The sequence below is a fragment of the Bartonella sp. AP58NXGY genome, assembly GCF_042195785.1.
GTDB lineage: Bacteria > Pseudomonadota > Alphaproteobacteria > Rhizobiales > Rhizobiaceae > Bartonella.
Window position 1 is genome coordinate 1 of record NZ_JBHIOY010000015.1, and the last position, 23,839, is coordinate 23,839.

17 protein-coding genes and 5 pseudogenes are annotated in these 23,839 nt (G+C 34.7%); 11 read left to right on the top strand and 11 right to left on the bottom strand.

Features of this window, described 5'->3' with window-relative positions:
* Positions 1-999: tyrosine-type recombinase/integrase (locus ACFINC_RS08245; RefSeq protein WP_375616885.1), on the top strand; the 999-nt coding region annotated here is incomplete at its 5' end.
* A gap of 77 nt (positions 1,000-1,076) precedes the next feature.
* Here the strand turns inward: ACFINC_RS08245 and ACFINC_RS08250 are convergent.
* Both ACFINC_RS08250 and ACFINC_RS08255 read right to left on the bottom strand, forming a co-directional pair.
* Positions 1,077-1,223, bottom strand: a pseudogene (locus tag ACFINC_RS08250) (helix-turn-helix transcriptional regulator); the annotation flags it as partial.
* 130 nt (positions 1,224-1,353) lie between these two features.
* Complete coding sequence (locus ACFINC_RS08255) at positions 1,354-1,503, bottom strand: hypothetical protein (RefSeq protein WP_375616886.1); 150 nt, start codon at positions 1,501-1,503, stop codon at positions 1,354-1,356.
* An 850-nt stretch (positions 1,504-2,353) separates the two neighbouring features.
* On the opposite strand from ACFINC_RS08255, the gene ACFINC_RS08260 reads away from it, so the two are divergent.
* From ACFINC_RS08260 to ACFINC_RS08270, 3 genes are read left to right on the top strand one after another with little or no spacing between them, the layout of a single operon-like run.
* Positions 2,354-3,016, top strand: a complete 663-nt coding sequence (locus tag ACFINC_RS08260) for a lysozyme (protein WP_375616887.1) — start codon at positions 2,354-2,356, stop codon at positions 3,014-3,016.
* A complete protein-coding gene (locus ACFINC_RS08265) occupies positions 3,013-3,240 on the top strand; it encodes a hypothetical protein (protein WP_375616888.1) in 228 nt (75 codons plus the stop codon). Before ACFINC_RS08260 ends, ACFINC_RS08265 begins: the two co-directional genes overlap by 4 nt.
* Positions 3,173-3,388, top strand: coding sequence for a hypothetical protein (locus ACFINC_RS08270; RefSeq protein WP_375616889.1), 216 nt, complete (start codon positions 3,173-3,175; stop codon positions 3,386-3,388). The genes ACFINC_RS08265 and ACFINC_RS08270 overlap by 68 nt, the downstream gene beginning before the upstream one ends.
* A gap of 485 nt (positions 3,389-3,873) precedes the next feature.
* Here ACFINC_RS08270 and ACFINC_RS08275 read toward each other — a convergent pair.
* Positions 3,874-4,163, bottom strand: a pseudogene (locus ACFINC_RS08275) (integrase); the annotation flags it as partial.
* 182 nt (positions 4,164-4,345) lie between these two features.
* On the opposite strand from ACFINC_RS08275, the pseudogene ACFINC_RS08280 reads away from it, so the two are divergent.
* From ACFINC_RS08280 to ACFINC_RS08295, 4 genes and pseudogenes are all read left to right on the top strand, one after another.
* Positions 4,346-4,955: pseudogene (locus ACFINC_RS08280) on the top strand (phage integrase central domain-containing protein); the annotation flags it as partial.
* A 1,556-nt stretch (positions 4,956-6,511) separates the two neighbouring features.
* A complete protein-coding gene (locus ACFINC_RS08285; protein ID WP_375616890.1) occupies positions 6,512-6,694 on the top strand; it encodes a hypothetical protein in 183 nt (60 codons plus the stop codon).
* Between the two features lie 165 nt (positions 6,695-6,859).
* Entirely contained in the window at positions 6,860-7,132 is a 273-nt protein-coding gene (locus ACFINC_RS08290; RefSeq protein ID WP_375616891.1) for a hypothetical protein, read from the top strand.
* 179 nt (positions 7,133-7,311) lie between these two features.
* On the top strand, positions 7,312-7,485 hold the full coding sequence (locus ACFINC_RS08295; protein ID WP_375616892.1) for a hypothetical protein: 174 nt from the start codon (positions 7,312-7,314) through the stop codon (positions 7,483-7,485).
* Positions 7,486-9,042: 1,557 nt separating this feature from the next.
* Here ACFINC_RS08295 and lldD read toward each other — a convergent pair.
* Entirely contained in the window at positions 9,043-10,194 is a 1,152-nt protein-coding gene (gene lldD, locus ACFINC_RS08300; RefSeq protein WP_375616893.1) for an FMN-dependent L-lactate dehydrogenase LldD, read from the bottom strand.
* Positions 10,195-11,370: 1,176 nt separating this feature from the next.
* Positions 11,371-12,459, bottom strand: coding sequence for a 2'-deoxycytidine 5'-triphosphate deaminase (locus ACFINC_RS08305; protein WP_375608066.1), 1,089 nt, complete (start codon positions 12,457-12,459; stop codon positions 11,371-11,373).
* Positions 12,460-12,740: 281 nt separating this feature from the next.
* On the opposite strand from ACFINC_RS08305, the gene mutL reads away from it, so the two are divergent.
* Positions 12,741-14,594, top strand: a complete 1,854-nt coding sequence (gene mutL, locus ACFINC_RS08310) for a DNA mismatch repair endonuclease MutL (RefSeq protein WP_375616894.1) — start codon at positions 12,741-12,743, stop codon at positions 14,592-14,594.
* A 108-nt stretch (positions 14,595-14,702) separates the two neighbouring features.
* Positions 14,703-14,939, top strand: a complete 237-nt coding sequence (locus ACFINC_RS08315) for a DUF2093 domain-containing protein (RefSeq protein WP_375610836.1) — start codon at positions 14,703-14,705, stop codon at positions 14,937-14,939.
* 19 nt (positions 14,940-14,958) lie between these two features.
* Here the strand turns inward: ACFINC_RS08315 and lpxK are convergent, their stop codons facing one another.
* The 5 genes from lpxK to ACFINC_RS08340 all read right to left on the bottom strand — a co-directional run bounded on the left by lpxK (position 14,959) and on the right by ACFINC_RS08340 (position 21,095).
* Entirely contained in the window at positions 14,959-15,999 is a 1,041-nt protein-coding gene (gene lpxK / locus ACFINC_RS08320) for a tetraacyldisaccharide 4'-kinase (RefSeq protein WP_375616895.1), read from the bottom strand.
* Positions 15,989-17,311 (bottom strand): lipid IV(A) 3-deoxy-D-manno-octulosonic acid transferase, encoded by a 1,323-nt coding sequence (waaA, locus tag ACFINC_RS08325; RefSeq protein ID WP_375616896.1) that lies wholly within the window; start codon positions 17,309-17,311, stop codon positions 15,989-15,991. The genes lpxK and waaA overlap by 11 nt, the downstream gene beginning before the upstream one ends.
* A gap of 1,370 nt (positions 17,312-18,681) precedes the next feature.
* Positions 18,682-18,927 (bottom strand): DUF4170 domain-containing protein, encoded by a 246-nt coding sequence (locus tag ACFINC_RS08330; protein WP_375616897.1) that lies wholly within the window; start codon positions 18,925-18,927, stop codon positions 18,682-18,684.
* 46 nt (positions 18,928-18,973) lie between these two features.
* Positions 18,974-19,777, bottom strand: coding sequence for a 3'(2'),5'-bisphosphate nucleotidase CysQ (locus tag ACFINC_RS08335; RefSeq protein WP_375616898.1), 804 nt, complete (start codon positions 19,775-19,777; stop codon positions 18,974-18,976).
* A complete protein-coding gene (locus tag ACFINC_RS08340; protein WP_375616899.1) occupies positions 19,764-21,095 on the bottom strand; it encodes a TldD/PmbA family protein in 1,332 nt (443 codons plus the stop codon). The genes ACFINC_RS08335 and ACFINC_RS08340 overlap by 14 nt, the downstream gene beginning before the upstream one ends.
* A gap of 1,064 nt (positions 21,096-22,159) precedes the next feature.
* On the opposite strand from ACFINC_RS08340, the pseudogene ACFINC_RS08345 reads away from it, so the two are divergent.
* A pseudogene (locus ACFINC_RS08345) lies at positions 22,160-22,589 on the top strand (integrase arm-type DNA-binding domain-containing protein); the annotation flags it as partial.
* 721 nt (positions 22,590-23,310) lie between these two features.
* Here the strand turns inward: ACFINC_RS08345 and ACFINC_RS08350 are convergent.
* A pseudogene (locus tag ACFINC_RS08350) lies at positions 23,311-23,673 on the bottom strand (hypothetical protein); the annotation flags it as partial.
* Between the last annotated feature and the right edge of the window lie 166 nt (positions 23,674-23,839).

A 23,839-nucleotide genomic window follows, 5' to 3' on the forward strand; every position in this document is an offset into this window, starting at 1 on the left:
ACACGTCATGGTAAAATTATATGGTATGTACGTATTGGTCATGGACCACGTATTAGAATACGCGGAACCTATGGAACGCAAGAGTTTGTTGACAACTACAAAAGCGCACTTGCCGAATTACAAGGGCTTATACTCCCTAAATCCAAAACCGGTAAGCTAGTCGAAGGTTCATTTGCATGGCTCCTTAAACAGTATCTTAATAGCTCCAATTGGCATAACCTCGCTAAAGCCACAAAGAAACAAAGAGAATACACTCTTATGAAAGTATGCGATACTATAGGACACATTTCATACCAAGCAATCGAAAAGAAACATATCATAGCCGGTGTTGAACGGCGCAAAGAAACACCAGCAATGGCTAGAGACTTTCTACAATCCCTAAATGGGCTTTTTAAATGGGCGATTGAACAAGGACTTTTGGAAAGCAACCCTACTTTAGGTATCACAAGACCTCCTCTTAAAAATAAAGAGGGCTTTCCCGTTTGGACAGAAGAAGATGTTGAAAAATATTACCAACGCTGGTCACATGGTACCCATGAACGTGTTTGGATTGATGTTCTTCTTTACACGGGTTTGCGTCGTGGTGATGCGGTCCGCATTGGCTGGAAAGACGTCAAAGATAATATCATTCACATCAAAACAGAAAAGAGCCAATTTCAAACAGATGTCTTTCTCCCAATTTTGCCAGAATTAGCCAAAACGCTTGAAGTTGGTCCTATTGGAGAAGAAACATTTATCTGTAATAAAAGGCGAAAAGCACTCTCCAAAGAAAACTTCGGAACTCTATTCTATAAGGCATGTATCCAAGCAGGCATAAAAAAATCGGCGCATGGATTGAGAAAATTAGCAGCCACACGCGCGGCTAATTCCGGGGCAACAGTATCACAATTGAAAGCACTCTTTGGCTGGACAGATGACGCCATGGCATCTCTCTACACAAAGAGCGCAGATCGCAAAAAACTCGCTCTTGAATCGATACAAAAGCTCCAAAAAAGTTAGGGATAGAGACAAAAAAACGTAATAAAATCAAAACTCAACTATCCCCTTACTACAAATATAACTTATTGATTTAATTATTATTGGTTACCCTTCTTTAAAGTACGTGCTAAAATCTCTTTTTTCCACTTCACTGCTTTACCTATCCTATACGGTTTTGGATATAGTCCTTGAAGCACCCAATTGCGAATTATTGTTGTGGATACGCTAAAAAGCTGTGCACATTCATGGTTGCGATATGTCTATCAGCTATTATTAAAAATCATCTCATTTAGCTTTAGTGAAGGACTTTTTCCTTATTTTTTTATATTACATAAATGGGTGGAGATGCTGGGAGGAGAAAGTCTCCCCATAACTTCAAGCGAATTTTGTCAAAATCCTTTGCATCTCTTCTGCTATTGCTCCTAAAAAGATTTCAACAGCTTGATTGATTTGTTTAAGATGTTGCGAAAAGGTAGCCAATACAACACCAGACAAAGATGCCACCATTGTCCCCGAACGCTCCACAAAACACTTCATATGAAAGAAGACGAAGGCGTTATTCATATGAAAAGAAAATACATGAAACATAACTCATCGTTCAAGTTTATTACAAGACAATATTCTTTACAAAACTATCAAATAGCATTGGTCTATATGTTGAATATGCTCTAATGATATATTGTTTCAGTTGGAAACAGACTACTAAGAGAGGGAGAAAATATTCATTATGTTTTATGTAATAGTTTATTTCACATCATTCATAAAGGTATGTTTTTAAGTAAATTAAGCAATTAGAGAAAAAAATAAAGCATGATTAAATTAATTATAGCTTTTTTGATTAAATATGTATAATACATTATGTGTTAAGTATGTTGATTCTAAGATAATTGGTAGATGTATAATGCTTGATTATAATATCTCTTTTTGTTTTTATAAAAATTTCTACTACGTAAGTTATAGATTATATAATTATTTAAAAACCAATATCTATTATTTTTTCAATTATTACATTTCTTATTTTTATTGAAAAGAACTTGTCTTCACTAGAGATATTGGAAAATATTGATTTTTTCAAGTAAAATTCCTTTAAATCATTCTAGATCAACTATTAGAGTTTGTGAATGGAGTTTCGTTGATTATAAATTTGGTTTATTAAAAGTTCTTGTCTTTTAAACAGAGAGGAGATCAATTACTGAAAAATAATAGTGATTAGCGCAATTTTTGTTCCAACAAAAAAACGATATGAGTTTTTACGGGGCCTATTATAGTGATTTTAGTGTTATGAGACCCTTTCAATGTTTCGTTTTTTTAATGAGTAAATGTAAGTTTTTAATTCATATCCTGCTTTTTGTAGGTTTTTTTATAGGATAGAATAATGCGAAAAATATCAAAAGAAGGGCTTACACTGATTAAGCAATTGGAAGGCTTACGTTTACAAGCCTATGAAGATTCCGGTGGTGTATGGACAATTGGTTATGGACATACAAGTGCAGCTGGTGCACCAGCTGTCCATAAAGACATGCAAATTACGGAAAAAGAGGCTGAAAAAATCCTTTATCAAGACTTGAAAGAATGTGAAGCCGTTGTTGAAAAAGCCGTTATCGTTCTTTTAAACGATGAACAATTTGCAGCATTAGTATCATTTTGCTATAATGTAGGAATAACAGCCTTTTGTAATTCTACACTTTTAAAAAAGCTCAATAAAGGTGAATATGAAGCAGTACCGGCAGAATTGCAAAAATGGACAAGAGTAGGAGGAAAACGTATCCAAGGTCTTGTTAATCGTCGCGCAGCCGAAGCAGGATTATGGGCAAAAGGGGCTCACGTTGCTCCCAATTATCATGTAGTAGAATCAGAAGGTGTAACAGGTATTTGTAAAATAGAAGCTCTTGCACCAATCATAGGTTCTTTTTCAGGGCTTGGAGGACTTTTTGCGGGAAATGGTCCTGTTCAATGGGTTTTAGCAGGTATTATGGTTTTAGCAGCTTGTACAGCTATGGTCTATATTGCTAAACGCTTTCAGGAACACCGTCTATGATCTTATGGATAAAAAAATATCTGACAATGACGTCAGCGATCATAGCAGCTTTTCTTATAGCTTTAGTGAAAGCCTTTTTCCTTGGAAAAAAAGTTGAGAAACAAAAGCAAACAAATGAAACTTTCAAGATAGCAAAAACACGGCTTGAGGTAGAAAATGAAATTAACAAGAAAAGTGATGCTGATGTGCGCACTAAGCTTTCTAACTGGTTGCGCGACGAATGAACGAACTTCTTGTATTGGATGGCTGCCCATTTATCTGAATCGACAAGATATCAATGTCATTAGTCCGAATTTGGCGAGAGATATTCTAAAACATAACGAACAAGGTGAACGTTTATGTGGTTGGAAACATAAACAGAAAATAAAATGATAAAATACGATTCCTCTGAGACATTACTCGATGAAAAAATTTGAAAGAGGTGAATGCATTCAGATTAAAAGCAGCAACACTTAAAGGATTTAAGCACTTTGATGGTTCATTAATTAATTGGAATGACAAAGGTGCTCAAATGAAAACCAAAGGATTTAAGCGGTTATATTTGCGTAAAATGATTGAGTGTATCGATATATTCTAAGGGTATCCCTGTTATACTCTCAAAACAAGATGAGAAAGGATTTTATGGATTACCTCGCTACGCCGTATAAAGACGTGATGATACAAAAAAGGGGTGCTTTCAATAAAAATAATATCTAGAGATCTGGCAAGCTTGAGAAAACTAATCCACGGAACTGTACCATGAATAATGGTATTGGTTTTTTATTGCGATTTATGAATGGTGTTATTTGAGCTTTCTAACTGTAATGACATTGAAGATAAAGTAAATACTCTCACACTGAAGCTGCCTTTTCATGCTAAAGTGGTGCGAAAGCATTGTGAATGATGTTGGCTGTTAATTTTTCTATAGGTAAGCTACCCTCGTGAAAAACAATAGGCAATTCTAGTGAAGAAAACCAATAACCATTTTTTCCTTCACTTTTTAACCCAGCTTTTTTTTACTTTCAATAATCACTCAAACAACTTCTTTAAAGATATTGCTTTATTGTTTTAAGATAATTTGTTCCAGAAATAAAACGAGATCATTACCTTCTTTAAAAATATCACTGTCATATCTTGCAAGCTCACGCGCTTCTTTTAAAGAAAGTTTGTAACAGGATAATATATTGATTTATATGGATAATTTAGCTTTATTCATATTGAATTGGAGCCCCGAATATCGTAAGATTCTCTCATTTCAAATTTGTGTATGTTGAATCAATCAAAATCGCTTGCTTGCATATTACAAGCGGAATGAGTGTGTGATAAAATTTATATAAGAAAGGAATAAAAATGGCTCTTATGAACCGTCTTAAATGCCAAAGGTGTCGCAACACCCACGAGCTGGCAAAATTGTGTGATGATGCCGGCTTGCTTCTTCATAAGCGTAAAGATGGGGAGCTCAATGGCTTATCGTTCCATTCATGGTCAACGCCGTGGAATGGATTTGGATGCCTTAACATGTCTCTAAAAAAAGCCCATGAACTAGCAAATCAATGGTGTTCTGCTTTGCATGAAGGTCGTAACCCATTAAAGAACGTAATAAACAAAAGCGAAAGGTAATAAGCAATCTCCATTATTTAAAAAATATTGCTCTAGACGCTTTTGAAAATCGTAAAGCAGAACTCAAGAATAATGGTAAAGATGGGCGTTAGCTTTTACCCCTAAAACTCCATATTCTCCCCTAATTAGGCCGTCTACCCGTTTCAGAGATTACACAAACAGAGATACGCAACACTCTCGCCCCCCCATTTGGCACACAAAAACAGCAACAGCTGATAGAGCTCTTATTCATCTCAATATGTGTCTCAAACATGCGGCTGCATTAGGGTCGAATGTTGATTTACAAGCAACAGAAAAAGCACGTACTCTCTTAGGCAAACAACGTGACAAGAACCAGTCTCCTTTTCACGACGTTTATTGTAATGCGTATAACGGAAAAATCATAGAGTGCGTATCGTCTTTTCGAACATTCAACCACAATCTTGTTCCAGTAAAATATCTACCGCGAAGAAATGCCTTACAAAAGATGCTGAAACCTATGAATCACCCTCTTTTAATTCACCTTCTCGTCTACCTTTTAGGTCACCTTTAATTTTTGATATAGAAATTTTTCTTTAATTCTCATTTTTTATTGAATCATAAAAAATGATATGCCTCAATACCTCCTTGCCCATTTTTATACACTTTGATTTTCGGTTCTAAAGCCTAGTCTGCACGCATGTAGCACTGTTTTTTATATTTAGTATACATTTTTTAGATTTATTCGTAGCATGTTAGAAAAGTTTGTATATTTTGATAAAAAATCTTGTATCAATTTACTATCTTAAAATGTACCCATCATTTTTTTATCTATTTTAGCCATCTTCTCATGGCTTCAAATAATAATAAAGCAGCTGCGATGTTAAATTGTCTTGCATTGAACGAGTTGCTTGCAATCTCTTCCCATTGGTTAGGTAACAAGTTATCCTTTATTTAAAGAGAAAAAAAGCTTTTCCTTTTCATTCAGCCATAGAATAAGCATTATCCCATTGCTTATGAGAGCAATTCGATCAAGTTACCCCAATTGCTTAGCCTCGAACCCAAATTTAAAGTTTGGATTTTGGTCTCTATAAGCATCACGACTCATCAAAAAAGCTCTTTGCTTCTTTGATTTTTTGTTCCTCCCCAGTTTTATTTCCTGATATTTTTTTTCTTTTATTTAGTGTTTCTAGGGTATTTTCTGCAGTATATTTGCTTATCTTTTCATAGCGGTGTGTCTCCCAAAAAACTTACCATAAAACATTAATTTCTCCACGACCCCTTAGAGCAAAAGAAATTGATCCGACATGATTTCCAATCTTCTCTCGAGTGATAAAGAAACACTCCCCACAGCGCGGTAAAGCCACCCCTTCTTATATATCCTATAATAATTTGATTCTTGACCTCCTCCCTACCCTAAAGGATGGAGGTTCCTACCCGCCAGACTGTCAACAGTCTAGCTTTTCTCGGCAGGTTCCTACCGCTGACCACTTATGCGGTTCACTTCATAGACTCTACGGGAAATTCATGCCCTGAATACTGATCACGATATTTAAAAACATTTAATATGTAAATCTTTCCATGCCTTATATCACCACTCTAAACAACGGTGTTTTACGGCATAATAGGATAATGATAATTTATTGTTTTTTATGTTAAATGAAAAAACTTAATATCGTAAAATTCTCTTATTTCAAATCTGTTCATGATAAATCAATCAAAACTATTCACTTTCATGTCACAAACGGGATGAATGTGTGAATAAAAAACACTGAAAGAAAAAAATTAAAATACCTCTTTATGAGTCTGTTTAAATATAAGGACTGTTACAATGTTGATCAATAAAATAACAATGCTAACTTGTTAATAATAAAGAGTAAATAGTCTATACAATTGCAATGAAGTGATTATTTTATAATTCTTCTAAAGGGGGAAAGTATGGCTGATGCAACCTATAAATCGGATGTTCATGATGTAATTTATGCTCCTGATCTGTATCTTAAAATACTTGAATTCATTAGAAAAGCAAAATCCGGTCATACAACGGGAATTCTCTTCTATATTGATTGTATAATATCTTATACAAATATTTCTTCAAATAAACCCAATGCGTATTTATGATCTTCATCGCGATTGATATATTCAAAGTAAAGGACATACGGTTGAAATATTGTATATTATAAGAAATAGGATATTTTGATGCTTATTTATAATTTAGTTCAGATTTTATTGGCCATGTAACCCAAAAAGTCCCTAGAATTGAGCAAAATACGGATTCTCTTAGCCATGATTTATATGACTTTTTCTGGACAGCTTAATTCTCAATCCTACCGTGCGTTCGTGCTTTTTGGCGATGGAAAAATGATAGAGGCATCTGTTTGGAAGGCTGCACTTTTTTCAGCATATTATACACTCAGCCATCTCATTGCGATTGTTGATAGAAATCGGCTTCAAATTACTGATAAAACAGATGCCTTAATGAAAAAAGAACTCTTCACAGATCAATTTACAAGTTTTAGATGGCATATTGTAAAAATTAATGGACACGATATAACATAGATTAAAAAGGGCGTTAGGATTACTTTCATTTTATCAAGATAAACCAACAAGCTATATTTATGAATACATTAAAGAGATGTGGTATTTCCTCCATGGAAAATGATATAAACTGACATCATAAAGTTTCAATAAATGAGAAATATAATATTTCTGTCAATGAAATTGAAAAAATTCAATTTATGAGAAAATGCGTTTGTATACTCCTCATCATGACAGCACAAACTTCTATGAAATTTTTCAACCTTGAAGATCTTAATAAGATTCTTAATAAAATAGCGCAATTTGATAAGGATATTACTGTTTTTACGGCGGATTCAAGAATATCTGGACAAATTGATCAATTTGCAAAATGATCTCTAGAATATATTGTAAAAGCTGGAATTGCCAAACCAAATTTAATCGACGTTGCAGCAGCTCTTGCCTCCTGTGAAAAAAAACATTTGTTGTTTCGCTGGCTTGTTTTTTGACAACACGTGCACTTAAACAAATAAAAACAGATGTTGTTTCTTGTGAAAACCCTGTTTAACTGATTGGCATTAGCGCTGGTATTCATTATAGGCCACTGAGAGCTACACATCATGCTATTTCTGATTTTTCTTCTCTTTGTACTATTATGAACATACACATCATTACTTCTGCCAATAATAAAAAAACAAAAGCTGCAATTTTTTCCACTCTCAGTCATCCTATAACCCGTTTATATACATTGAGAAAAGCGCGCTGTTAAAAATATTCATAATGATGCTTTAAAAATCGCTATTCATAAAGCTTTTGTTATAAAAAAGAGAAAAGATATTCTCTTCCTTGCTACTGGAGAGACTCACCAGATTTGTTTTGATGCCACTGAAAAACTCTAAAATTATATCAACGGTTATAAGCGTAGCAATAATTCGATTTTTAGATAATATATCTGTGTTAGAGTTATGTAAATGCTATAAATCTGTAGTTATTTGTGAAGAAATAATATCAATAGAAGGCTTGCAGTTGTAATGACTATACCGTTTATGGAACAAAACATTAAATGCCAATTTGTATCATTTAAGATACCAAATAAGCCTATCTGCAATGAAAACTGACTAAAGGTTTTAACACATTATGGAATCAATAAAGGAAGTATAACAAAAGTAATATTAGAAATTACATAATATACACAAAATATTAAACTATTCTCTAATATGCTCACCAGTTCAAAAACATCATAAATCATTAAGGATGCAAGAAAATAAGACAGGTAAGCCTATTAAGTTGCGCAGCTTTGCTCATAGTAAATGAGCTTTTCTAAAAACAGTACACTTTCATTGCTTAAAAACGTACTCCATAAAAAACAATATCATATCCATATAATAATATTATTCAATAAACTCAATATAGATAATATATAGATTATAGAAATATTATTTATTAGATCAATTTTTTATTATAATTATAGATTATAATAATACATATTGACATTTTTAATAATTTTATTTATATACCATAATTAATATTATTCCGTATTTAATTAAAACTAAATGAAGTTTATAAATTTCCGTTTTATGCTAATATGGAAAAGAAGTAATTAATGTTTTTATATAGGAGGGAAAAATGCTTACAGCATTATTTATATCTATTTTTTCTATATCAACAGTTGTTTTACCTTTAATATCAGCGCTTGTTCCTTTTTATCCATAGAATGAGCTTTTAATAAAGTAAATAAAAATATATACAAAGTTATTTGTGTTTTTTCTATGTTGATTATTATTAAGCTTTTTTCTTTATTATTGTAGTGATTGAGTATTTTCTGTGATTTTATAGAAGAGATGTTTTAGCTTTTCTATTTAATGCTTATGGTCAACATATCTGTAAAATACACAATTATGTTCATCTATAAAAAGACTTTCTTTCTCTAAAAGCAGTATATTATACTGCTTTTAGAGCTTAAAAATATCTGTATTCACTAAACTCTTGCGTGTAATATCTTTGATTGTCTGAGTACCGGTGAGTGTCATAGCTACCCGCATTTCGTTGGCAAAAAGATCAAGGAGATGCATAACACCTTTCTTACCAGCTGCTGCAAGCGCATAAACAAAAGCACGGCCAATCATAACAGCATCCGCACCTTGTGCTATCATGCGTACAACATCAAGACCAGAACGAACACCAGAATCCGCTAAAATAGTCAAATGATCCTTTACAGCATCTGCAATTTCAGGCAACGCTCGTGCTGTTGATAATACACCATCAAGCTGGCGTCCACCGTGATTGGAAACAACAATACCATCAGCACCAAACCGTACGGCTTCTCGCGCATCTTCTGGATCAAGAATACCTTTCAGAATCATTTTTCCTTTCCAAAAATCGCGAATCCATTGTAGATCATGCCAACCAATTGAGGGATCAAAATTGGCACCAAGCCAACCAACATAATCATCCAATGCAATCTTCTTTTTGAGATAAGTGGAAACATTTCCAAGATCATGAGGGCGCCCCATAACACCAACGTTCCAAGCCCAATGTGGATGCGTAAAAGCTTGTAAAAAACGGCGTAATCCAGCATAAGGACCAGACATCCCTGAATGCGCATCACGATAACGTGCACCAGGAATAGGCATATCAACTGTAAAAACCAACGTGCGTACACCAGCTAACCAAGCCCGCTCTAGTGCATCACGCATGAAGCCACGATCTTTGAGAACATAAAGTTGAAACCAAAATGCATCTCCAACCACTTTCTGAACTTCCTCAATGGAACAAACTGAAACCGAAGATAGCGTAAAAGGGATCCTTTTTACTGCCGCAGCACGCGCTGCTTTTACCTCACCACGACGTGCATACATGCCCGTTAGCCCAACAGGTGCGAGCACAATCGGTAGACCAAGTGTCTGATCAAAAAGCTTGATTGAAAGATCAACTTCACCAACGTGGCATAGAATCCTTTGACGCAGTGCAAGTGCTTGAAGATCTGTACAATTACGTCGCATCGTTTCTTCAGCATAAGCCCCACCATCAATATAGTGAAAAAGAAAGGGGGGAAGACGACGCTTTGCTGCCTTACGATAATCAAATGTTGAAGAAATAATCATTGATGGCACCATTATTCCTGAATCAAAAGGGAAGATACCCTAAAATGCATAAAAAAAACCGTGTACCTTCCTCTTCAATGTTCTCCCAAAACCCTCTATTGAATTGATAAAGGTAACAGAAATTGCACTTTTCTAAAAAAACTAATTGATAAAAACAACGTCTTTATTTCTCTTTTCCCAATTTAAAATCTCATAGTATAGGAGCAGCATTAATACCGTACCCACTTATACATTGTTCATATACAGTTGAAATGTTATACTCTCTTTAAACAAATACCTCTTCGTGAGCAATTGCTTTACAACTTAGTGCGTTGTCATTTAAAGTAGTTTTTCCCTCCAAAGAGTCCTTATCGTTTATAAAAATAGAAAGTCTATACTCATTAAAGATAAACCATACCCCCCCCAAAAGATGAAAAAAACCTTTAATTAATACTTTAAATAAAGTTGTCGCGTACATCTAAAAATCTTCTCATATCAATATTCAAAACTGAAACCTGTTACTTGTCATGAAAGTTTATAAAAATATACCGTGCCTAATTTACATAAAGTGTAAAAAACTTTTAATGTTCATACTCATCTAATGTTCATACTCATGAAATGCTTTACCTTTAGTTAAAGCATTTTCTAGCGATATTATATCTTGAGGCTATAAATGTCTTTCTAAAATTAGAACACTATTCATTAAAAAAATTATTCCTGAACTGCCGTGAAAAACTTATTTATCTTCTTTTAATGATAATTTTTATACAAAATAAAATATACTGGCCACTTAAGCTTAAAAAAAAATGAAGCAAAGTGCAACATCCAGTCTTGCTTATTTTCTTTGAAAAGCAAGCAATCCTCTGTTATGTCGAATCAGTAAATTATTGATTTATTATCACAATACATATGCATGACATATTGAATAAAAATTGACTACAGCCAAATTCTTTCATTTTAGATTTTTTCATAATAAAATAAGCAAAACTATTCTTTTCCGCATCATAAACGAGAATTTATATGGATAAAAACGCTTGAAAAAAGAAATAAAGCCTCTCTTATCCTCTCAAATACAAAGCCCTAATCTTGAAAACTGAAAATAGAATGCATAACGCCGGTTTTTTTAAGAACAAAAACTTTTCTTTTATTCACAATATATTTCCTGCGTATATGTTATCAAAATTCGTGGTTTCCAACTCATTTAAAATGCTTAGACAACTTTAAACCCTGTGCTTGATAATGTGATCCAACATCATGTCCATAAAGGGTTGAGGGACGATTAAGCATATGTTCATAGACCAAACGGCCAATCATTTGGCCATGCTCTAAGATAAAAGGAACTTCATGGCTCCGCACTTCTAAAACCGCTCTTGCTCCTTTTCCACCCGCTTCCATATGCCCAAATCCTGGATCAAAAAAGCCTGCATAATGCACCCTAAACTCACCAACTAAAGGATCAAAAGGAGTCATTTCTGCGGCATAAAGCGGAGGCACATGAACAGACTCTCGTGAAACTAAAATGTAAAACTCATCAGGATCAAGAACTAGCTCTCTTTGATCTCGACCAAAAAGAGGTTCCCAAAAATCTAAAACGTGAGCAACGGCGCGTTTATCAATATCAATAACGCTTGTATGATGTTTACCACGATAACCTATAAGCCCGTTTTCATCTCCCTTTAAATTAATAGAAAGTCCAATACCATCAGCACTAATATTAGGAAGATCTTCCGATATCAGTGTTTCTTGCCTTTGCAAAGTGTGCAACTCAATTTCATTTAAATAACTTTGCCCCTTTCTAAACCGAAGCTGTGATAAATGTGAGCCAGTACGTACCAAAATTGGAAATGTTCGTGGACTAACTTCCAAATAAAGTGGACCATGATAACCAGCGCAAATTTTATCAAATTCCTGAGCATTATCCGTAATGACACGTGTAAAAACATCTAATCGCCCCGTAGAACTTTTGGGATTGGCAACAGCAGATAAAAATTCTGGTAAAGCTAAAGTTTCCAAAAGAGGAACAATATAAACACACCCCGTTTCTAAAACGGCTCCGTCTTGTAAATCAAACTCATGCAACTTTAACCGTTCAAGCTTATCCAAAACTTTTGCATCAGAACCCGGCATAAAAGAAGCACGTATACGATAAGCTTTCTCCCCTAAACGAAGATCAAGGCTTGCTGGTTGTATTTGAGATCTATCAAATGGATACTGAGCCTTGAGAAAATTATTATCAATCAAAGCTTGTATATCACTATCTGCTAAAATACCGCTTATACGCGCCATATATATTGCCTTCCCTTTTTACTGTATTTCTTTTTGACCTAGATGATCCGTTGGTGCAAGCCATTTTTAAGGTGATAAAAACTATTTTTTTGTTTTTTCAAACTGATTTGTTAACATAAAATAAAATACTTTGAATAATGAAGAACATTTTGCCTCTCTTTAAAAGTAAACAAGAGGTGTTGTAAAAATAATATTTTCATGCTCTCTTATTCTTGAATGTCGCGCAAATGGTGTTATCATAATTTCTTATAGAACCCTTAAGATTCCTGTTAGAATTTATTATGATTATACGCCATCTTAGCGAAAATATTATTAATCAAATCGCCGCTGGTGAAGTTATTGAACGACCAGCAAATGTTGTCAAAGAACTTGTTGAAAACGCTATTGATGCTGGTGCAACGCGCATTGAAATCATTACAGCAAATGGTGGAAAAAATTTTATCAAAGTTAGTGATAATGGTTGTGGGATTCCTGCAGATCAGTTAACTCTAGCAGTTTCTCGCCATTGTACCTCAAAGATTACCGATGATGTACACAATATCTGCTTCCTTGGGTTTAGAGGAGAAGCCCTCCCCTCTATTGGTTCCGTTGCGAAACTTAAACTCACTTCACGAACAAAAAATGCTGAGAGCGCTGCTGAAATTTCCGTTACTGCAGGAAAAATTGTAGGTCCCAAGCCAGCTGCTGCAAATCCTGGAACAATTGTTGAAGTTCGTGATCTTTTCTTTGTCACACCAGCACGATTAAAATTTATGAAAACTGATCGGGCTGAAACAAATGCTATTAGCGATATGATTAAGCGAATTGCTATCGCATTTCCACATATCCGCTTTTCTCTTTCAGGACTAGACAGAACATCTATAGAACTGTCTGCTACAGAAAATAATACTCAAGGACAATTACAACGTATTACGCAAATTATGGGAAAAGAATTCGCCCCTAATAGCATTGCGCTGAATGCTGAACGCGAAGCAGTGCGCTTAACGGGTTTTGCTTGTTTGCCATCTTTTAACCGAAATAACAGCCTACATCAATTTGCTTATGTTAATGGGCGTCCCGTGCGTGATAAATTTCTATGGAGTGCACTCCGAGGTGCTTATGCTGATGTCATGCCCCGTGATCGTTATCCTGTCGCTATTCTTTTTATTGATCTCCCACCTGCGGAGGTAGATGTTAATGTCCATCCAGCCAAAGCTGATGTACGATTCCGTGACCCAGGATTAATTCGTGGTTTGATCGTTGGAGCTATTCGTGAAGCATTGCAGCAATCTGGTATTCGTCCGACTTCAACCCGTTCTGAAGCAACGCTAGCTGCATTTCAAATACAACAACCATTGGCACAACAACCATCAGGCAATTTTAAGAACACTCACCAGTTCTCTTCTTATAGCCCACAGCCTCATCATTTTACCAGCGCTTCAATGGTTCACAAACCCTTAGATATTACTAGTTCTTTTGGTTTAAAAGAAGATGCTACTCCTATTATGGAGGGCTTAAATATACCAAGTGGAGATGCATACATTCCAAGCACGATACCTTCATCAGAAGAGTTATCTTATCCACTAGGAGCGGCCAGAGCACAAATTCATAAAAACTATATTATCGCCCAAACACAAGATAGTTTGATCATTGTCGATCAGCATGCAGCTCATGAACGATTAGTTTATGAAGCACTCAAAAATGCACTTTATTCCAAACCACTTCCTTCACAGTTATTACTTATTCCTGAAATTGTAGAACTCTCTGAAGAGGATGCAACATGCCTTTTAACGCATAAAGATGCTTTGCAAAAATTTGGATTAAGCATAGAACCATTTGGACCAGGAGCAATTGTTGTGCGTGAAACCCCTTCCATGTTAGGAGAGATAAACATCCAAGCTCTTATTAAAGATCTTGCAGATGAAGCCGCTGAGTATGATACAACAAACAATTTAAAAGCAATGCTTGATTATGTTGCAGCAACGATGGCTTGTCACGGCTCAATACGGTCAGGGCGTCTTTTACACCCCGAAGAAATGAACACACTATTACGACAAATGGAAGCAACACCTAATACAAGTACATGTAATCATGGACGCCCTACTTATATTGAACTCAAATTGGCAGATATAGAACGGCTTTTTGGTAGAAAATAAACTCTTAACCATTTTGACAAGAAAAATATCTTTAAATTTACTCTCGACTTTATAATATATTTTATGGCACTTTTTTGAATCTCTTGTATCAAGTAAAAAGGAATTATAATGTTTTCCAATGGTGAACGCGAAGCAAAAATTCATTATTCTAATAACGGATATGACATTATAGAATATGGTACCTATACCATTTGTGCTGTTAGCGGGCAAAAAATCCTTATAGATGATTTAAAATATTGGAATCATCACCGCCAAGAAGCATATGCTAGTTGTGAAATCTCCTATCAGCGCGAACTTGAGTGCAACCCATATCTTAAGCAATTGTTAAAAACAACAGAAAAATAAATCCTCGAAAGCTATAAATTTAGCCTTTGCTTTTTAAATAAGAAAATTCAAGGGAACGTTTTCTAAAGCGGGTCATAACCTCCTCAAGGACCATACGACAAAAATCTTTTTGAACAAAATCAACATTCACATCAAAGACAATAAGATTTTTCAAATCTTTTTTCGTATGAATTGTCTGTATACGAATATAATCTTTAGCTGTTGTTGCTAGCCATAAATTGTGCATTTTAGCCTTTTGTATAAGGCTATGTAAATTTTCATCTGTGAAAAAATAGTGGTCTGGATACATGTAAGTTTGCACTACATGACCAGACAGTTCTTTAATAGATTTAAAAAATTTATCTGGATTGCCAATACCGGCAAATGCCAAAAATGATTTTCCTGCAACTTCATCAGAGGCACTGGCTTTAAGATGAGCACGATATAAAGGCTTTCCAGTACGAGAAACAAGAAAAACAACATTATCAAGCACATCTGAGTGACCAATCAATAAAACACTATCCATAAAAGAAAACTGCGTTTTTAATGGCACGCGCAAAGGTCCAGCTGGAAAGACAGCTCCATTACCGAAACCGCGCATCGCATCAACAACGAGTAACGAATAATCCATATAAAGACGGCGACTTTGAAATCCGTCATCCATTAAAATAAGATTACATCCCTCTTGCTTAAGCCGTTGTGCCGCTGCATAACGATTAGGTGATACAGCTACAAAAGCATGCCGTGCAAGTAAAAGTGCTTCATCTCCGACCTTATGTGGAGTATCATATTTCTCATTTACAAGATGTACCCCTTTAACTGATCCACCATAACCACGTGATACAACACCAGGAACAAAACCAAGTTCTTTAGCCACTTTGGCAAAAGCAATAACAACTGGTGTTTTACCCGCACCACCACATGTAAAATTTCCAATACACAAAACTGGAAGATCAATCACGGGAGGCTGTCTTGCCATAAAACGACGTGAAAAATAACCATAACCCCATGAAATTGGAGTTAATAAAAAACGCAAAAAGCTTTTATTTTTCCACCAAAAATGAGGCGCATTAATATGCATATCCACCCTGACGCTGACGTAAACCCGTTTGTATTACAAGGGGTTGTAAAAATGGATCTAAAATCTTTAATGTGCGCTCAAGTGCACCTGCCATACCTGTTGCCACTTCATGAGCCTTATCAACCATTTCTTGTCGCAATGTTTCATTTGTTAAAAGCCTATACACCTGAATAGCAAGCTGTTTTGTATCTTGAACCATATATGCTGCATCACGCGTTAAAAATTGTTCAAACATCTCTTGAAAATTTGAAACATGAGGCCCCGTCAAAATAGCAGAGCCAAATAAAGCCAACTCCAATGGATTGTGTCCACCATTTCCACATAACGACTTACCAACGAAAGAAACTTTCGATAAGCGAAGAAAAAGTCCCATTTCTCCAATTGTATCTCCCCATAAAATATCGGTATTCATGTTTGGAACAGCATCTCTACTCCTACGAATAAAACTTAACCCCTTATTATCGCATTTTCTGATAAGATCTTCTGAACGTTCAGGATGACGAGGCACAATAATTGTTAATAAATCTGGCAAATAATTTTTAACAATTTTATGGACCTCAAAAGCAATCTCCTCTTCCCCTTCATGCGTTGAAACAGCTGCCCAAACTGGGCGATTGCCGATAGCATTACGATAACGTGCAAGCAATTCTTGATTTTCAACCAGAAAAACATCAGCCTTGAGATTACCAGAAAACGTAACAGATTTTACGCCAAGTGTATGGTAATAAGCCACATCTCTTTCATTTTGACCAATCGCCAAATCAATATCCTTAAAAATATGTTTGGCAAGAACACGTCGTTTTTGCCAAGCTTTAAAAGAACGTTCAGACATATGGGCATTAACCAAAATCTGCGGAATACGCATTTTGGCAAGTTCTTTAATACGGAGAGGCCAAATTTCTGATTCACAAATCAAGACGAGATCAGGCTTCCAATGACGAATAAAACGCTGCACTGCAAAATCTAAATCCAAAGGAGCATATTGATGAATCAACCGATGACCAAAATGTTTTTTTACAAGAGTGGAAGATGTCACCGTCCCAGTTGTTAGTAATACATTGATTTTTAATGATAAAATATAATTAATAAGTGGAACAAGCGCAAGTGTTTCTCCAACACTTGCTGCATGCAACCAAACTAACGAACCTTGGGGACGGGCATGAGAACTTTTGCCTAAACGCTCTTTTTTGCGACACCACTCTTCTTTTCCACGGATAGAACGAAAAAATAAATAAAAAGGAATAACAGGACATAAGCAAAAACCAATTATTCGATAGGTTAAAAGAGCCGCATGTGCCTTTAATTCTACCATTTAAAATCACCTCATCCAGCTATTTTAAGATATCTATATACTTATTTTGTTAAAAAATTCATCAACACTATTGGTTGCATCCATATTTTTTAATATCATCCATATCTTAAATAAAAAAATCTTAATCCATGAGAAAATTCAATACATATACACATTATTTAAATCTCTTTTAATTAAATTTTGTAACTTATATCGATTTTATAACTTCATTCTGCACCCTATAAAAAACCTTACTCAAAAATAACAAAACTACATTTCAGCCGATTATAATTTTGAAAATATAAATGATAAACCTATGACATAGATTGTATCAATTTTTTCAACTCACTGAATAAATACTTCTTATGATTTTAGTGAGACTTTGAATTTTGCACGTTGGTATTTTAGAGAAAAAGCTTATTTTTACATATGTTAGGTATTGTCAATTTTTCAAAAAATAACCCATATAGACATTACAACCTAATATAAATACAACAAATAAAATGTGTTTAAAAGGAAGCTCAATCTCTATTATTTCATTTCAATAAAATGAATATGTCAAACTAATCTTAAAAAAACTTTTGAATAGTATAGAGTTCTCATTTTAAATTGTGATATAATCTCTTAAAGGTAATCCAGAAAAATCTAATCTTGTTTAATAGAGAATTTCTTAAAAGTCTTAAAGCAATTTAAATAAGAGTTTTCAAAATTTTAAATCCTCTCTTTTCAGGAGGTCGCATGATATATTATTCCTTTTAAGATTGTATATAATCAACACAAAATGATTAACTTATAGATTGTAGTTTTAAACGAGTACTCAAGAAACCCTTATGAGGTAAGTTAACTTCATAAATCTATTCAGTTTCTCTAAGTTTCTAATTTTGGTAAAATTTCTAACGACTTTCATGGTTTCTAAGCTTATAGTAATAACTCGTTGAAAAAATTCCAATAGATAAGTAACGAATGCTAATAATCTCAACAGAGTAGTAATTGGTATCATTAATAATGCTACTCCTTTTATTAATCTTAACGCATTAGTGTCTCATCCCATTCAAAAGCAGAGTGACTATTCACAATATAATCATAAACTTCGAGTGATAGCTGTCATGATAATATTGCTGTTGTAAATAGGTTGATAGAAACTGTCTTGCATTTTTATTAAGCGTAAAGATGGTGGTGCAATAATGGATTTTATACCTTGCACAGACACTATTATGAAATGGGCTTGGGTGTTTTGGGAGATGTTTTCTTAAGAAAACATATGAATTTTAAACAACAAGCATATTCTTTTTTACGGCATTCTATTTTACCCAAAGAACGTACCTATGAAAAGGACGACTAAACAAAAGCATGAAGCAATCTACAGGTTATAATGACCCAATATTCAAGCTTTATTCTGCATCGCCTAACTCAGCATCAAGAAACTGATGCAAATCTACAATGTAATAACGTTGTAATGCATTATCTACACTGCTTTGTGCTTTTGCCTGCCATGCTTCTTGAGCGGATTGATAATCTGAGAAAATACCAACCACATCTAAATCATCAGGATTCTTAAATTGATTACTGTTAAGATTTTTTAATTCCCCACCAAATACAAGATGTAAATATTGTTTTTTTTCGTTGGTTTCAGTCATATGTGCCTCCATATCATTTAGATTATTTTAGCGCGCTTTTACATGATTAAACTAACTTTGTTTGACGAACAACATCTATCATATCTTGACAGCAATTATTTTTACCAGCAATTAAAAGTCCATACTGGTAAGGTTCAATTCCATAAGATAGTAAAGGGGCATCAAGCGATAAAAAACACCCTCCACACTCCTGCAAAATAAGATCAGCAGCGGCAATATCCCATTCATGACAATTCGGACGAACTAATACGATATCAATTTCATCTTGAGCAACAAGAACAATACGATAAGCAAGAGAAGGAAGATAATGGTAAAGACTGACTTGATTGAGAAAATCATCTGGTAATTTTTGTGCGAGCGATTTATCAAGTGAAATTTTATATTTTCGATGAACCTGAAAGGCTAAACGAGGAAGTTTTATCCCATTTAATGTTGCCCCTCCACCCGTTACAGCTGTATAAACATCTCCTTGAGCCGGACATTGTAAAACGCCCACAATAGGACGCCCATTCTCAATAATAGCAACCGAAATACACCAATAAGGATTGCCAGAAAGAAAACCACGTGTTCCATCAATAGGATCAACGACAAAGGAGCGCTTATAATCTTGTTGTTCTCGATTATCTTTTGTTTCTTCTGAAATCCATCCATAATTTGGACGTGCTCCAAGAAGCTTCTCTTTCAAGAAATGATCGACAGCAAAATCTGCCTCACTGACCGGGGAATTACCTTCTTTAATCCAGACATCCAACGTGCATCCAAAATACCGCATTGCTAAATCTCCTGCCTCTCGACAAACGTCACGCAAAAGATTTAAATCAGAAGAATGATGCGTGTTATTTTCCTGCAAGTGTCATCCCTTCAATTAATAATGTTGGAGCTGCTGTACCATAACGCCGATCAATATCATTGGCAGGTGTTAAATGTGCTAACATATGAAGCAAATCAGAGCCTAGCGTTACTTCACTCACCGGATAAGCAATTTCACCATTTTCAATCCAAAAACCGGAAGCCCCACGACTATACTGACCAGTAATAAAATCAATGCCATGACCGAATAATTCGGTCACATAAAATCCATTTCGCAAATCTTTTATCATATCGCAAGGCGATACTAAACCCGGTTCAATAGCAAAATTTGTACTGGTTGGCTGCACTAATGATGCCGAACGCACACCGTGTCCATTTGTTTTAAGCCCCAATTCACGTGCTGTAGATGATGAAAGAAGCCAATTTTTTAAAATACCATTTTCAATAATATTGAGTGTTTGCCCCTCTACCCCTTCTCCATCAAAAGGATGAGAAGCATTTCCACGCAATCGCAAAGGTTGATCGGTTATATTAACATTAGGCTTCATCACTTCCTTTCCTAGGAAATTCTGTAAAAGACTCGTTTTTCGAGCCACAGAGGCTCCATTGACCATAGATGCGATATGCCCTGCAATTCCACGAGCCGTACGCGGATTAAAAATAACATCAATGCCCCCAGTCGCCGCACGAACTGCACCCAAACGTCGAACTGCACCAAGCCCTGCATTCTTTCCCACAGTTTCTGCTGCCTCTAAATCAGAAAAATGTAAGGCTGTTGTATAATCATAATCCCGCTCCATCTGTGTTCCTTCACCTGCAAGAGCACTACAAGAACGTGAAAAACAACTAGAGTGATAAGCTCCACAAAAACCATCGCTGGTCACAAGAATAAACCCACTACGGCCATAAGCTGTTGCAGCGCCACCAGAATTGCTTACTCCTTTAACATCAAGAGCTGCTGCTTCCGTTTTTAAAGCATCTTCTGTTAAAAAATGACTGCTGGGTACAAAATCATCAAAAAGATCAAGATCTTTAGGATTCTTAACCAAACACTCTTTATCAGCCAAACCTTCAAATAAACTATCGGGAGAAGCTTTGGCCATTGCAATAGCACGTTCTGCAAGTTCTTGCGGATAAGACGCTAAATTAGCAGAAACACTTGCTACTTTTTTTCCAACAAAAACCCTTAGAGTAAAATCATTGCTCTCTGCAGATTCTGTCGATTCGACTTTCCCAAAACGAACAGATACACTGGTGGAATGTGCATGAACAATAACAGCATCAGCAGCATCGGCCCCAGAACGCCTTGCTGCTTCAACCAATGAAACAGCTTTCTCAATCTGGTTCTTGTCAGTCATTATAGACTCCCTAAATTATGTATTATGTACATTGATAAGCACTCTGACAAATTTATATAAATCAGAATACAACTCTTGTGTGTTCATTCATAAAATTATGCACATTTCATACATTCTTTTAATGCATTAAATCATTTCCCTTTTCGCTTCTTTATGAAAAGATGCAATATGTCGTAAAATCTCTTTAGTTGCAAGATTGCTCATTGGACCTTATCATTTTAGAAGCCAAATCTGAACTGACCATCAAATCAACAGAACAAATAGCGATAACACTTGAAATTAAGTCAAAATCCTCAAAAATTCGAAAAGCATAAAATGACTTAAGTTACAAGCCTTATGTCCTCTGGATAATCAAACAACTTCCTTCATTCCTATAGCATTCTTTAATTTCCAAGCAAGAATCAAGAAAATATAAACGGAATAAAAAACATTTCCTTTCATTATGGTTTCAACAAAATAAGTATTCATAAACTTCTTTACCCTCATGGACATAACATCACAAAGAGAACTCCTTGTTTATATTTGTCAAAAATAAGCTATAATAATAATATTCTCTCTCGTTTCTAATGCGTCTAATCGAGAGCATCTCATTTTTTTATGTGTCATCCTTAATCGGTTATTTTGTTATTAAACAAGCATAATTTGACCAACTTCTTTTTCCTGAAACAAAAATCCTAAGATATTGAACAGGTTTTGATTTAAGATCAATACTTTTCCCTCTCACCCTTTCATTAAAAAATGAAGAAGCATAACGTTGTTATAAAATAATAATCGATAAAACTTGTATATGATACTCATCATTGTATCTATCCCTCAATTCAGTTTGCAATAAGCATATTCACCTAAATTAATTTTGGAAAATTTATCGCTCATAATTGTCTTAAAAGATTCAGTATATTGATTTATAATGATAATTCAGCGTTATTCATATTGAATTAGAACCCCGAATAACGTAAGATTCTCTCATTTCAAATCTGTTTATCTTGAATCAATCAAAACCATTCGTTTGCACATTACAAGCGGGATAAGTGTGTGGATCAAATTTGTATAAGAAAGGACTAAAAATGCCTCTTATGAACCGTCTTAAGTGCCAAGGGCTGTCGCAACATTTGGGGCTAGCAAATATAATGATGGTGCCGGCTTGTTACTTCATAAGCGTAAAGATAAGGGTGCTCAACGGATTTACCGTTATACCATACACGGGTGCCGGCGTGAAATGGGCTTGGATACCTTGAGAGATGTTTCTTTAAAACAAGCCCGTGAATTGGCAAACCAATGGCGCTCTGTTTTACGTGAGGAGCATGACCCCATTAAAGAACGCGATAAACAAAAACGTGAAGCAATACACAATCTCCGTTATTTAAAAGATATTGCTTTAGATACTTTTGAAAGCCGTAAAGCTGAATTAAAAATGATGGTGAGGCTTGTAATTGGTTTTTACATTTACGGATTCATATTCTCCCTAAATTAAGTTGTCTGCCCGTTTCAGAGATACAAAAAAATTGCAGAATCTGGTATATCTGTACGCATTGTACAAATTCAACTTTTTGAACATTTGAATCAAAGATATACAACGATACGAGATTAATTTTTATGAAAATTAAGGCGTGTTTTATTTTATCATCTAGAGTTTTATAGAGCTGCACTCTCTAGAAAAGTGATCAAAGAAATTGTTTGTTCTTGTAATCTTTTAATCAAAACAACACTTTTATTTATAATGATAATTTATTATTTTGTACTTTGTATAAAAGAGCCCAAAATCATAAAATTCTCTCCATTTCAAACCTATTCATTTTGAATCAATCACAACTATTTTCTAGTCTATCACGAATAGGTGGCGTATGAATGAAAGCTATTTAAATACCTCTCATGAATGCTCTTAAAATGCAAAAGCTATCGCAACATTAGAAACCGGCAAATATCATGACGATATGGACCTACATCATAAGAGAAGCAATGAGCTTCTGAAACTTTCTCATTTTCAATGAAGAGAGCATCTTATAAGCTTTTATATATAAAATAAAATTCAATGAATTTCATAAGATTTTTAGCGCAAAATTAATCCCGTAAGATGCTGACACGATTTCAACAGCTAACTAAAAAATGCTCCGTGGCTCATTGGTTTATCGTATATTCATAACTGATTTCATTCTAATAATAAGTTATAATTTCTGCACCTTTTTTAAGGTATTAACTTCTTTATCAATGCACACCCTTACGAGATGATTTTGTTTTCAGTAAGAGCACGTCTACTCATTTCAATCATTGCATCACGAAGATGTAACTTAATTTTTGATCCAATAATCATTCCAAATACAGGAGCAAGTAAGCCAGACATAATTACAGTATGACGAATTTTGTTATTTGAAGAACCCGATTTTGTTGAACAAATATATTCATGATCAAAACTCATACGTGTAAAAGGAAGTTTAGTATAATCAGAAAAGCAAACGTTTTTTATAACTTTATCAAGCGTAAAAGTTACTTTCTGTCCTTTTTTAGGCTTCATGCGTCCTACAGTGCCTTCTTTGAAAGCACCAGAAAACTCTACCCACTCAAGTTCATGATCCCAAGAAGGACATGATGTGTATTTTATAGAAAATAATATAATGTTTTTATTTATATTTTAAAACATGAGGGGTGTCTTAATAAAGTTAAGGGAATATGATTTTGCAATATACTTCTAATTATTACGAATCAAGAGTTCTTTTCGGGGTGGTTTTTTAGCAAAACCAGAGGTCCAA